This is a genomic window from Actinoplanes oblitus, from assembly GCF_030252345.1.
GTDB lineage: Bacteria > Actinomycetota > Actinomycetes > Mycobacteriales > Micromonosporaceae > Actinoplanes > Actinoplanes oblitus.
This window is the reverse complement of the sequence record NZ_CP126980.1, coordinates 8,931,765-8,943,138: the sequence shown is the minus strand read 5'-3', so window position 1 is coordinate 8,943,138 and position 11,374 is coordinate 8,931,765. Positions and strand designations below refer to the sequence as shown.

Genomic DNA, 11,374 nt, shown 5'->3' with positions numbered 1-11,374 from the left:
TGCTGCTCATCCGCCGTCCCGGGCCCCCGCGGCGTTGAGCAGGTGCAGCAACGCCGCCGCGTAGGCCTCCTCCGCCGAGTCCGCCGCGAAGCTGAGCGCCACGCCGAGCAGGTCCACGCGTACCCGATGACCCGCCGCTTCCCGCTCGAGCGACCGGAACGTCCCGCCGAGCAACTCCCGCAACTGGTCCTCCCGGGGCAGCCACACGGTCTCGTCGATCTCCACGTCGTCGAGGGCCCACTCGGTAGTGCCGTTGAAGCCGATGATCCGTCCCTCCGGCCGGTCGTGCACCTGGATCGTCATGTTGCTGAGCACGAACAACTCGTCGTCGAGGTCCCGATCGGGGATCGCGAACCGGTCGCCGGGGCGGGGCTTCCAGATCAGCCCGGCAGCCTTGAGCAGCCGCGCCATGTGCATGCCGAGCACTTTTTGACCTCCGTACCCGTGGTAGGCTAACCAGCGTTGTCAGTTTGGTTCCCAAGTACTCAGGAGCGCCTGTGGGGAAGTCTGCCCCAGGCGCTCTTTGTCGTAACCCGGGTTTCTCCGGTACGGGCGATCAGTACGGCGACACGAGTCCCGCAGAATGCGGGTCTTATTACCTCGTTCCCGTCCATAATGGGCGAGAACGATCGACCGTCGAGGAGACGATCATGGTTACCGGCGTTGTGAAGTGGTTCAACGCGGACAAGGGCTTCGGGTTCATCACCCCCGACGACGGCGGCGCCGACGTCTTCGCCCACTTCTCCGCGATCCAGATGTCGGGCTACCGCAGCCTGGAGGAGAACCAGCGGGTTGAGTTCGAGGTCACCCAGGGCCAGAAGGGCCCGCAGGCCGCGAACATCCGCTCCGTCTGATTCGCGCCCTCCTCGGCAGTCGCCGCCCGGCGGCTGCCGAAAGCGCGTGACAAAGTGCCGTACCCCCTGGGTGCGGCACTTTGCCGTTCCGAGAGCGACTTCGAGAGCGACTTCGAGAACGACTTCGAGAGCAAGTTCAAGAGCAAGTTCAAGATCAAGGGATTGCTGACTCGGATCCGCGCTGATCACTGATCGTCGCTCCCGCCAGGGACCCCTGCGGGCCTCGCTGGCCGCTGCGCGTCCAGAACGCGAGACCCTCCGGGGCGGCGTCCGCGTGTGGTGACGACCCGCCAACCCCAAGATCAACCGCGCCCGGCGCGGTGATCAGTCAGAGCGCTCGTCACGACGTACCGAAAACCGTCGAACGTCTCCACCCGCGACCGTGAGAATCGCCCGGCCGTGAGATGGGGCGGGCCGTGAGGGTGGTGCGGGCCCGTGTGAGCGGCGCGGCCGTGAGGGTGGTGCCGGCCTGTGTGAGCGGCGCGGCCGTGAGGGTGGTGCCGGCCTGTGTGAGCGGCGCGGCCGTGAGGGTGGTGCCGGCCTGTGTGAGCGGCGCGGCCGTGAGGGTGGTGCCCACCCGTGTGAGCGGCGGCGGTGACGGTGGTGCGGGCCGGGCGAGCGGCGCGGCCGTGAGGGGCCGGCTGTAGGGGAGCGGTCTCGGAGAAAAGCGAGGGCCCCGGGCGCGCCCGGAGCCCTCAGCGATCTCTTTCGGTCAGACGGCGGCGGGGCGGGGCAGCGGGGCGGTGCCGCCCAGGTGCGCCGGGAGCCACCAGCGGTCGTCGTCGTTGGCCGGCTTCTCCGGGTACGCCCGCTGGACCGCGTCGAGCAGCGCGGACAGGCGCTGTTTGAGGGCCGCCGTGACCGCCTCGGGGGTCGCGCCCTCGGGCATCGTGATCGCCTCGCCGATCTTGATGAGGACCGGCACGTGGCGCTTGGTCAGCTCCTTCTTCCGGCCCTTGGTCCACAGCCGGTGCGGGCCCCAGACCGCCATCGGGATCAGCGGGACGCCGGCCTCCAGCGCCATCCGCGCGGCGCCGGTCTTCAGCTCCTTGACGGTGAACGACTCGCTGATCGTCGCCTCCGGGAACACGCCGACCACCTCGCCGCGCTCGAGCGCGGTGGTGGCCTCGCGGAACGCGCCGGTGCCGGCCTTGCGGTCGACCGGGATGTGCCGCATGCCGCGCATCAGCGGGCCACTGACCTTGTGGTCGAAGACCGATTTCTTCGCCATGAAGCGGACCAGCCGCTTGGCGGGCTGGGCGCCCAGACCGCAGAAGATGAAGTCCAGGTAACTCGAATGGTTGCTGGCCAGGACCGCCCCGCCGGTGGTCGGGATGTTCTCGCCGCCCGTCACCTCGATCTTGAGGTCGAGCACGCGGAACATCGTCTTGGCCAAGGCGACGACCGGGGGATACACCAGTTCCATGGCAGCACGGTAGCGGACATTGCTGGGAAACGACTGGGTCGGGGACACTTTCCACAGGTGCGTTTCGGCGCTTGTCGGTGACGTGGTGTTCACTGGTGGGCATGTCCGAGCCGCAGCCGCAGCCGCCCGTCTGGTCCCGGCCGGGCGGGACGTGGTCGTCGGGCACGGTGACCGCTTCCGGCGTGCCGTCGCTGGTGCCGCCGCCACCGGCGCCCGACCCGCCGGTGGCGCCCGCGCGGACCGGTCCCGAGCAGCGCCGGCGACAGCTGTTGATCTTCGGTGGGGTGGCCGGCCTGATCCTGGCCGGTGGCCTGATCGTGCTCCTGGTGCTGACCTTCAGCGGGACCGGCAACCCGTTCCGCGACCGGGCGTCGGCGCCCACCGATGTCCGCCCGCCGCTGGCCCAGGCCTGCCCCGCGCCCACCTCGTCGCCGGGCGAGCAGACCACCAGGCCGCCCGCCGCGCTGCCACCGGTCACCGGCGCGCGCACCGTCGACCAGGACGCCGGCATCTCCTACCAGCGATATGGCGCTCCCTGGACCACCTGGGACCAGGTGTGGAAGGCCGGCACCCTGGAGGTGCCCTACAAGGTCGGCCAGCACTTCGTGACCGAGACCTACAGCGGCGGGCAGTACCACGCCTCGATCCTGTCCGCCGCGGTCCCGGCCGCCGACAACGACGCGGTCACCCTCGACCTGCGCTGCGTGGGCCGGCAGGTGGCGGCCGACGTCCGCGCCGAGTACTACCCTCAGCCGAACACGCTGGACCCGATCCGCGACGAGCTGACCACGCTGGGCGGGCGTCCCGCCTACGTGAGCGAGTTCCGGCTGCACTTCAAGGCGGCCGGGCTGACCGCCACCGAGGAGTACTCCGGGGTGGCCGTCATCGACGTCGGCAAGACCACCGCCGCGGTGCTCTACGTCTCGATCCCCGGCACCCACAAGCAGTTCGACTACGTGGTCGAGGAAGTGCTCGAGTCGGTGCGCCCGCTCTGAGGCATCGAGACGATTTCCGGTACGCGGTGGGCGTACCGGAAATCGTCTCTCGCAAGCCGGAGCGGACCCGTCAGCTTCCGGTCAGGCCCCAGCGCCTGCGCAGCGCGTTGTCGGCGACGTTGAAGAGCTGGTCGATCACGATGCCGATGACCAGCACCACGAGGATGTAGCAGATCACCAGCGGGGTGTCGGTCAGATCGCGGGCGTTCTGCATCCGGACGCCGATGGAGACCGTGCCGGGCACGATGACCAGCAGCTCACCCGCCATCAGGCTGCGCCAGGAGAACGCCCAGCCCTGCTTGAGCCCGGAGACGAAGCTGGGCAGCGAGGCCGGCAGGATCAGGTGCCGGTAGCGGTCCAGGCCCGTCATCCCCATCACCTGGCCGACCCGCAGCCAGGTTCGTGGCACGTAGTCGATGCCGCTGATCAGGCCGTTCGCCACGGACGGCGCGGCACCGATGATGACCACAAACATGATCGCCTTCTCGCCCAGCTGGAACAGCAGGATGGCGAGCGGGAACCACATGATCGACGGCATCGTCTGCAGGCCGGTGATCAGCGAGCCGATCGCGGCGCGCAGCGGCGCGAACCGGGACACCGCGGCACCGATCACCGTGCCGATGGTCACCGCCAGGGCGAAGCCGGTGATCGCCCGGGTCATGGTCAGCCGGACGCCGTCCCAGAAGTCCGCGGTGGTGACCAGGTCCCAGAGCTGCGGGAAGACCTTGCCGGGGGAGGGGAAGACGTAGGCCGGCTTCCACTCGCTCAGGTAGGCGAGCTCCCAGGCCAGCAGCACGATCGCGATGGCCAGCAATTTCGGCCAGGCGCTGCGCCAGATCCGCAGGCCGAGCCGGCCCTTCTCCCGCTTCGGGCCGAGCTCCAGCGCGTCCAGGCCGCTGACCTCGGCGGAGGACAGCACCTTGATCTTCTGGGGGGCCGGGCCGATGCCGTCGTCGCCGAGCCCGACCGGGGCGCTCGGCGCGTGGTGATCAGTGGGCATGACGGGCGACCTCCGCGCGGAGCCGGTCGGTGATCTCGGCGGCCTGGCCGGAGACCTCGGGGGAGTCGATGCGCCGGGGGCGCGGGTGCTTGATCGGGAAGTCCTCGATCACCCGGCCCGGCCGGCTGCTCAGCAGGATCACCCGGTCGCCCAGCCGGACCGCCTCGCGCACGTTGTGGGTCACGAAGAGCACGGTCAGCTCCTGCTCGCGCCAGATCCGCTCCAGCTCGTCGTGCAGGATGTCCCGGGTCATCGCGTCGAGCGCGCCGAACGGCTCGTCCATCAGCAGCACGTCGGCGTCCTGGGCGAGTGCCCGGGCCAGCGCGACGCGCTGCCGCATGCCGCCGGAGAGCTCGTGCGGGCGCTTCTCGCCGAAGCCGCCCAGCCGGACGATCTCCAGCAGCTCGCCGGCCCGCCGGCGGCGCTCCGCCTTGCCGACGCCCTGCAGCCGCAGCGGCAGCTCGACGTTGCCGGAGACCGAGAGCCAGGGGAAGAGGGCGGCCTCCTGGAACATCAGCGCGACCTGGTGGCCGCCGGTGTCCAGGGTGCCGCCGCTGATCCTGTCGAGGCCGGCCACCAGCGAGAGCAGCGTGCTCTTGCCGCAGCCGGAGGCGCCCAGCAGGCAGACGAACTCGCCGCGCCGGACGTCCAGGGAGACCCGGTCGAGGGCGAGCAGAGCGTTGCTCCCCGACCCGTACGTCTTGGAGACGTTCTCGATGCGCACCACCGCGTCGGTGGCGACGCCGGTGGTCTCGAGGATGCTCATGCTCTACTCGCCCTCCCGTCGGTCCGTCAGGATGCCGCGGCGTCGCTGACCGCGGGCTGCCCGTTCGCCGTGAGCAGCTCGTTCAGCGGGCCGAGGTCGTAGATGCCCTTCAGGTCGACCGGCTTGAGCAGGCCGACCTCCTCCGCGTGCTTGGCGCTGGTGAACAGCGAGCCGGCGATCGGGTCGTTGGTGAACTTGAGATTCCCGAACGCGGCGGCCAGGATCTCGTCCTTGAGCGGCTTGCTGGTCAGCGCCTTGATCTGGTCGTTCGCCGCCTTCTGCGCGCCGGCCTTGTCGTCGTTGATGTACTTGACCGCCGCGATGTGCCCCTGCAGCAGCTTCTTGACCGTGCCCGGGTACTCCTTGAGGAACTTCTGGCTGACGATCAGGTGGGTGGTGACGAAGTCCTGGTTCGGCCACAGGGTCTTCTCGTCGACCAGCAGCTTGCCCTTGGACTCCAGCCGCATCTTGCTCAGGTTCGGCTCCGGCACCCAGGCGCCGTCGATCGAGCCCTGGGCGAAGGCCTGCACCGCGGTGGCGTTGTCCTGCGGCAGGATCGAGACGTCGCCGCCGCCGTTGGTGTCGGCGTTGAGGCCGTTCTCCTTGAGCCAGGCGCGCAGCGCGACGTCCTGGGTGTTGCCCAGCTGCGGGGTGGCGATCTTCTTGCCCTTGAGGTCGGCCGGGCTGTTGATGCCCTCCTTGACCACCAGGCCGGCGCCGCCGGAGGTGCTGCCCGCGATGATCTTCAGGGCCTGGCCGTCGGACTTGGCCCAGCCGTTGATCGCCGGGTTCGGGCCGATGTAGGTGGCGTCGATCGCGCCGGAGAGCAGCGCCTCGATCGCGGCCGGTCCGGCGTTGAAGGTCTGCGTCTTCAGCTCGGTGCCGGTCAGGGCGTCGGCGAACAGGCCCTTGTTGACGCCGACCAGGGCCGGCGCGTGGGTGATGTTCGGGAAATAGCCCAGCTTGAGGGTCTTCGCCTCGGCCGCGGCGCCGGCCGCGGTGTCGGACTTCTTGTCGTCGTCGGATGATCCGCAGGCGGTCAGCGCGGTCGTGGCCGCGAGGGCGGCGGTGCCAAGGGCGAGCGCACGAAGGGTGCGGGAACGCATGCTCGGGACTCCTAGTTCTGCTTTGTGGCGATGGTGGAGAGTTCGGCAAGGGTCCGGTGGTCGACCACACCCTCGATGGCGGCTTCGACGGCGATCCAGACGTCGTGCAGTGCGGTCGCCGCGCCGTGATAGGTGGCGGTGGCGGTGGGGAGGCCGCGGACCGTGGTGAGCGCGCCGCCGACGGCGCGGACCACGTCGCCCACGGTGATCTCCTCGGCGGCGCGGGCCAGGGCGTACCCGCCGTCCACGCCGCGGTGGCTGTGCAGCAGGCCGGCGCGGCGCAGGTCGAGCAGGATGCCCTGCAGGAAGCTCAGCGGGATGTCCTGCGCGGCCGCCAGCCCGGCGGCCTTGACCAGACGTGGATGCGCCGCGGTGACGGCGAGCATGGCGCGGACGGCGTAGTCGGTGCGTGCCGAGACGTACACGGCGGAGCCTCCTCCCGGCGGATCAAACTTCGTTAAATCTATCTGTTGGATGGGAATACTGGATCAGATGGGTTTGATGAGTCAAGTGGGCTACCGGATGACGGGACCCGGCCGGACCGCCACACGTAGTGGCGCGGGCGGTCACGCAGCGCGCTAATGTCACCTGGTGGCGTCCAGAATCCAGATCCCCGCGACGAAATATCCGGTCGAACGGTTCACCCTCGCCAACGGTCTGCGGGTGGTCCTCTCGCCGGACCGCAGCGCTCCGGTCGTCGGTGTCGCCGTCGTCTACGACGTGGGCATCCGCAGTGAGCCGGAGGGCCGGACCGGCTTCGCCCACCTCTTCGAGCACCTGATGTTCCAGGGCTCGGAAAATCTGGAGAAACTGGCTCATTTCCGGCATGTGCAGGGTGCCGGTGGCAGCTTCAACGGCTCCACCCACCTGGACTACACCGACTACTTCGAGGTGCTCCCGGCCGGTGCGCTGGAGCGGGCCCTGTTCCTCGAGGCCGACCGGATGCGCGGCCCCCGCCTGACCGAGGAGAACCTGCGCAACCAGGTCGACGTGGTCAAGGAGGAGATCCGGGTCAACGTGCTGAACCGGCCGTACGGCGGCTTCCCCTGGTTGAAGCTGCCCCCGGTGATGTTCCGGACGTTCCCCAACGCGCACGACGGCTACGGCTCGTTCGAGGACCTGGAGAGCGCCACGGTCGCCGACGCGCAGGGCTTCTTCGACCGCTACTACGCCTGTGGCAACGCGGTGCTCTCGGTCGCCGGCGACTTCGACGTGGCCGAGGCGACCGCGATGATCGAGCGGCACTTCGGCGACGTGCCGGCCCGCCCGGCCCCGGTGCTGCCCGACTTCGCCGAGCCGGACCTGGACGGCGAGCGCCGCGAGTCCTACGTCGACCGGATCGCCCCGCTCCCCGCCGTCGCCGCCGGTTACCGGGTGCCCGACCCGATCGGGGCCTTCGACGCCTACCTGCCGTTCTCGGTGCTCGCCGAGGTGCTCACCGACGGTGACGCGTCCCGCCTGGTCGAGCGGCTGGTCCAGCGCGACCGCTCGGTCACCAACGTCGGCGGCTACCTCGGCTTCATGGGCGACGAGTACCAGGTGCGCAACCCGACCGCCCTGCTGCTCCAGGCGCACATGCCGCCCGGCGGGGACGCCGGCAAGGTGCTCAGCACCATCGACGAGGAGCTGGACCGGCTGGCCGCCGACGGCCTCCAGCCGGGCGAGCTGGAGCGCACCCAGGCGCGGATGGGCGCCCGCCTGCTGCAGGGCACCGACGAGGTGCTCGGCCGGGCGCTGCCGATGGCCGTGCTGGAGTTGCAGCGCGGCCGCCCCGAGCTGCTCAACGAACTGCCCAAACTGATCAGTGAGGTCACCGCGGAGCAGATCGTCGCCGCCGCGGCCACCCTGCGGCCGGAGCGCCGCGCCACCGTCGAAGTGAAGCCGGGAGCCGGAGCGTGACCACCAAGACCCTGCCGGACCTGGTTCCGGACGCCGAGTTGACCCTGCCCCGCCAGGCCGAGCGCAAGCTGCCGAACGGGTTGACGGTGATCGCCATCCGCCGCGAGTCGGTGCCGCTGGTCGAGGTGCGGCTGCGCATCCCGTTCGGCCGGGCCCCGCTGGCCGCGGCGACCCTGCTCTCCCAGTCGCTGTTCACCGGCACCGCCACGATGACGATGCTGGACATCGCCGCCGAGCTGCAGGCGGTCGGCGGTGGCCTGGCCGCCGGGACCGACCCGGACCGGCTGCAGATCAGCGGCAACGCGCTGGTCGACGGCCTGCCCCGGACGCTGGAGATCCTGGCCGGGGTGCTGACCGGGGCGGCGTACCCGGGCGAGGAGGTGGTCACCGAGCGGGAGCGCCTGGTCGACAACATCCAGGTCGCCCTCAGCCAGCCCGCCCACCTGGCCCGGGTGGCCCTGCTCAAGCGGATGTACCTGACCCATCCGTACGCGGTGCAGACCCCGGCGCCGGAGGACGTCCGCGCCGTCGAGCCGGAGGCCCTGCGCGAGCTGCACGCCGACCGGGTCCGCCCGGGCGGCGCCGTCCTGGTCCTGGTCGGCGACATCGACCCGGAGCAGGCCATCGACGTGGCGGAGAAGACCCTCGGCGGCTGGACCGGCGAGGCGCGCGACGGCGACATCCCGCCCACCCCGGCGCTCCAGCCCGGCCCGCTGCTGCTGGTCGACCGGCCCGGCTCGGTGCAGTCCTCGCTGCGGATCGCGCTGCCCGCGCTGACCCGCACCGATCCGGACTACGCCGCCCTCACCCTGGCCAACCTGGTCTTCGGCGGTTACTTCTCGTCCCGCTGGGTGGAGAACATCCGGGAGGACAAGGGCTACACCTACGGCTCCCACTCGGTGGTCGAGCACTTCGTGGCCGGTTCCGCCCTGCTCGCCGCGGCCGACGTGGCCACCGAGGTGACCGGCCCGTCGCTGCTCGAGACCAGCTACGAACTGGGCCGCATCGCCAGCCTCCCGCCCGGCGAGGAGGAGCTGGAGCAGGCCCGGCGCTACGCCCTGGGCACCCTCCGGCTGGGCATGTCCACCCAGGCCGGCCTGGCCGGGGTGGCCAGCGTCTACGCCGGGTTCGGGCTGCGCCTCGAGCACCTGCGCGAGCACTCGGCCGCGCTGGCCGCCGCCACCCGCGAGCAGGTCGCCGAGGTGGCGGCCAGGCACCTGGCCCCGTCCCGCGCGGTGATCGTGGTGCTCGGCGACGCCGAGAAGATCGAGGGCCAGCTGGCCGCCCTGACCGTGGTGGAGCGCAGCGCGCAGTGACCAGCACCGAGCAGCCGGAGCAGCCCGACCTGGGCGGCGAGCAACCCGGCACCCCGCCGCTGGCGCGGACCACCCTGGACCGCGCCGCGCACCGGCGCAAGGACGAGGCCTGGCTGGCCGAGGCCTGGCCACGCGGTCAGGTGGTGCTCGTCGACCTGGCCGCGGGCGGCCGCGCGCTGGTCACCGACCGGGACGACGGCGGTGCCACGCTGGTCCTGGTGCCGTCGGCCGACGCGCCGGACGCGGAGCGCTGGTTCCTCGGGGTGGACACCGACGGCACCCCGCTCTGGACCATGGACACCGCGCTGCCGGCCGCCGAGGGGTCCCGGCCGGTGACCCTGCGCGAGATCGGCCACCTGCTCGACGACCGGGACGCCGGGCTCTTCACGGCCGCCGCCGCGCTCGCCAACTGGCACGCCAGCCACCGGTTCTCGCCGCGCTCCGGCAAGCCGACGGTCGTGGTCGAGGCCGGCTGGGCCAGAGCCGATCCGGACGGCGCGCTGATGTGGCCGCGGACCGACCCGGCGATGATCGTGGTGGTGCACGACGGCGTGGCCGGTCCGGCCGGTCGCTGTCTGCTCGGTCACAACGCGGCCTGGGGACGCGGCCCGGACGGGTTGACCCGCTTCTCCTGCCTGGCCGGTTTCGTCGAGCCCGGCGAGTCCGCCGAGGCGGCGGTGGCCCGCGAGGTCGCCGAGGAGGTCGGCCTGCGGCTCACCTCGCTGCGCTACGCGGCCAGCCAGCCCTGGCCCTACCCGGGCTCGCTGATGCTGGGTTTCCTGGCCACCGCCGATCCGGAGCAGCCGTTGCGGCTGGATCCGGAGGAGATCGACGAGGCGCGCTGGTTCTCCCGGGAGGAGATCGCCAAGATGATCGCCGGCGGCTTCGTGCACCCGGAGACCGGCGTCCCGATGAGCGTGCCGATGAGCTCGTCGATCGCGTTCTATCTGATCGAGATGTGGCTCCGCGGCGGCAGTGTTCAAGATCACGTTTAACCGGCTGATCAGAGAATTTCTCGTTTAGCAGGCAACCTGGATACCGTCCCGGTACGTCATGCTTATAAAGACGAGAGGGGATCCGATGACCCAGGTGGAAGCGCCGGCGTGGACGCCGATGTCCGCGGAGGAGCGGGAGGCGTTCGACCGCGATGGTTACATCATCGTGCCGTCGGTGCTGAGTGAGAGCGAGATCGAGGCCGGCCGGGCCGCGATCCTGGGGTACTACGAGAAGGCCAAGGCCGAGGGCAAGCTGAGCGCGACCGGCGCCCTGCACCAGCTCTCCCCGGTGAACTACGTGCCGGAGCTGGCCTTCCTGCTCGACCACCCCAAGGCTTTCAAGTACATCTGGTCGCTGCTCGGGTGGAACGTCCACGTGTATCACTCGCACATTGATGTGCACCCGCAGCTGCACGAGCAGCAGAAGCAGTGGTGGCACTGGCACCAGGACGGCGGCCGGCAGAACCGGGAGATCGAGACCGACCCGCGCCCGATGCTGTCGGTGAAGCTGGCGTACTGGTTCTCCGACGTCAGCGAGACCGGCCGGGGCAACTTCACCGTGCTGCCCGGCAGCCACAAGACCAACTGGCTGCCCGGCCCGCCGAGCCGTGGCGTTCCGTGGCCGCAGCCCGAGGGTGCCGTCCAGATCACCGCGAACCCGGGTGACCTGGTCGTCTTCGACCGCCGCATCTGGCACGCCCGGTCGGACAACTACTCCGACATCACCCGTGTCGGCGCGTTCTTCGGCTACACCCCGCGGTGGATCGCCATCCGCGACGAGGTCGCCGACCTGCCGAACAAGCCCGAGTGGGCGACCCTGACCGAGGTGCAGAAGCAGCTGCTCGGCGGGTTCGGCAACGGTGACGGTGACCACCAGTGGGGTCACTACCCGGAGACCACGCCGCTCTACGGCGCGCTCAAGGAGCGGGGCCTGCTCGACTCCAGCATCCCCGCGCTGATCCCGTGATCCGCTGACAACGAGGAAGGGCCGTCCGGATGGACGGCCCTTCCTCGTTG

At 70.7% G+C, this 11,374-nt stretch carries 12 protein-coding genes; 6 read left to right on the top strand and 6 right to left on the bottom strand.

The genetic code is table 11. The features are described 5' to 3' along the window. Positions 1 to 6 precede the first annotated feature (6 nt). Entirely contained in the window at positions 7 to 417 is a 411-nt protein-coding gene (locus tag Actob_RS39810) for a pilus assembly protein CpaE (protein ID WP_284917134.1), read from the bottom strand. Between the two features lie 233 nt (positions 418 to 650). Between Actob_RS39810 and cspE the strand changes: the two genes are divergently transcribed. Further along, positions 651 to 854 (top strand): transcription antiterminator/RNA stability regulator CspE, encoded by a 204-nt coding sequence (gene cspE / locus Actob_RS39805; RefSeq protein ID WP_014447450.1) that lies wholly within the window; start codon positions 651 to 653, stop codon positions 852 to 854. Positions 855 to 1,566: 712 nt separating this feature from the next. Here the strand turns inward: cspE and Actob_RS39800 are convergent. After that, positions 1,567 to 2,280, bottom strand: a complete 714-nt coding sequence (locus Actob_RS39800; RefSeq protein ID WP_284917133.1) for a lysophospholipid acyltransferase family protein — start codon at positions 2,278 to 2,280, stop codon at positions 1,567 to 1,569. 101 nt (positions 2,281 to 2,381) lie between these two features. Here Actob_RS39800 and Actob_RS39795 point away from each other — a divergent pair, with 101 nt between their 5' ends. Continuing rightward, positions 2,382 to 3,275: a hypothetical protein gene (locus Actob_RS39795; RefSeq protein ID WP_284917132.1), complete on the top strand. Its 894-nt coding sequence runs from the start codon at positions 2,382 to 2,384 to the stop codon at positions 3,273 to 3,275. A 70-nt stretch (positions 3,276 to 3,345) separates the two neighbouring features. On the opposite strand, the gene Actob_RS39790 is transcribed toward Actob_RS39795, so the two are convergent. From Actob_RS39790 to Actob_RS39775, 4 genes are read right to left on the bottom strand one after another with little or no spacing between them, the layout of a single operon-like run. Further along, a complete protein-coding gene (locus Actob_RS39790) occupies positions 3,346 to 4,275 on the bottom strand; it encodes an ABC transporter permease (RefSeq protein WP_284917131.1) in 930 nt (309 codons plus the stop codon). Further along, on the bottom strand, positions 4,265 to 5,041 hold the full coding sequence (locus Actob_RS39785; RefSeq protein ID WP_284917130.1) for an ABC transporter ATP-binding protein: 777 nt from the start codon (positions 5,039 to 5,041) through the stop codon (positions 4,265 to 4,267). Before Actob_RS39785 ends, Actob_RS39790 begins: the two co-directional genes overlap by 11 nt. A gap of 26 nt (positions 5,042 to 5,067) precedes the next feature. Beyond that, positions 5,068 to 6,147 carry an ABC transporter substrate-binding protein gene (locus Actob_RS39780; RefSeq protein ID WP_284917129.1) on the bottom strand — a complete coding sequence of 360 codons (1,080 nt, stop codon included), beginning with the start codon at positions 6,145 to 6,147 and terminating at the stop codon, positions 5,068 to 5,070. Between the two features lie 11 nt (positions 6,148 to 6,158). After that, on the bottom strand, positions 6,159 to 6,572 hold the full coding sequence (locus tag Actob_RS39775) for an RrF2 family transcriptional regulator (protein ID WP_284917128.1): 414 nt from the start codon (positions 6,570 to 6,572) through the stop codon (positions 6,159 to 6,161). Between the two features lie 166 nt (positions 6,573 to 6,738). Here Actob_RS39775 and Actob_RS39770 point away from each other — a divergent pair, with 166 nt between their 5' ends. The 4 genes from Actob_RS39770 (at position 6,739) to Actob_RS39755 (ending at position 11,324) form a co-directional block, all read left to right on the top strand. Next, positions 6,739 to 8,046, top strand: coding sequence for a M16 family metallopeptidase (locus tag Actob_RS39770; RefSeq protein ID WP_284917127.1), 1,308 nt, complete (start codon positions 6,739 to 6,741; stop codon positions 8,044 to 8,046). Then, the gene (locus Actob_RS39765; protein WP_284917126.1) at positions 8,043 to 9,362 is read left to right on the top strand and encodes a M16 family metallopeptidase; all 1,320 of its coding nucleotides are present in this window, start codon (positions 8,043 to 8,045) and stop codon (positions 9,360 to 9,362) included. The genes Actob_RS39770 and Actob_RS39765 overlap by 4 nt, the downstream gene beginning before the upstream one ends. Positions 9,363 to 9,391: 29 nt before the next feature. After that, on the top strand, positions 9,392 to 10,357 hold the full coding sequence (nudC, locus tag Actob_RS39760; RefSeq protein ID WP_407653744.1) for an NAD(+) diphosphatase: 966 nt from the start codon (positions 9,392 to 9,394) through the stop codon (positions 10,355 to 10,357). 85 nt (positions 10,358 to 10,442) lie between these two features. Beyond that, positions 10,443 to 11,324 carry a phytanoyl-CoA dioxygenase family protein gene (locus Actob_RS39755; RefSeq protein ID WP_284917124.1) on the top strand — a complete coding sequence of 294 codons (882 nt, stop codon included), beginning with the start codon at positions 10,443 to 10,445 and terminating at the stop codon, positions 11,322 to 11,324. The last annotated feature ends 50 nt before the right edge of the window (positions 11,325 to 11,374 follow it).

Excerpts from the sequence above, each read along its gene's own strand:
- Actob_RS39810 (WP_284917134.1), bottom strand. The coding sequence starts at position 417 with ATGCACATGGCGCGGCTGCTCAAGGCTGCCGGGCTGATCTGGAAGCCC.
- cspE (WP_014447450.1), top strand. The coding sequence starts at position 651 with ATGGTTACCGGCGTTGTGAAGTGGTTCAACGCGGACAAGGGCTTCGGG.
- Actob_RS39800 (WP_284917133.1), bottom strand. The coding sequence starts at position 2,280 with ATGGAACTGGTGTATCCCCCGGTCGTCGCCTTGGCCAAGACGATGTTC.
- Actob_RS39795 (WP_284917132.1), top strand. The coding sequence starts at position 2,382 with ATGTCCGAGCCGCAGCCGCAGCCGCCCGTCTGGTCCCGGCCGGGCGGG.
- Actob_RS39790 (WP_284917131.1), bottom strand. The coding sequence starts at position 4,275 with ATGCCCACTGATCACCACGCGCCGAGCGCCCCGGTCGGGCTCGGCGAC.
- Actob_RS39785 (WP_284917130.1), bottom strand. The coding sequence starts at position 5,041 with ATGAGCATCCTCGAGACCACCGGCGTCGCCACCGACGCGGTGGTGCGC.
- Actob_RS39780 (WP_284917129.1), bottom strand. The coding sequence starts at position 6,147 with ATGCGTTCCCGCACCCTTCGTGCGCTCGCCCTTGGCACCGCCGCCCTC.
- Actob_RS39755 (WP_284917124.1), top strand. The coding sequence starts at position 10,443 with ATGACCCAGGTGGAAGCGCCGGCGTGGACGCCGATGTCCGCGGAGGAG.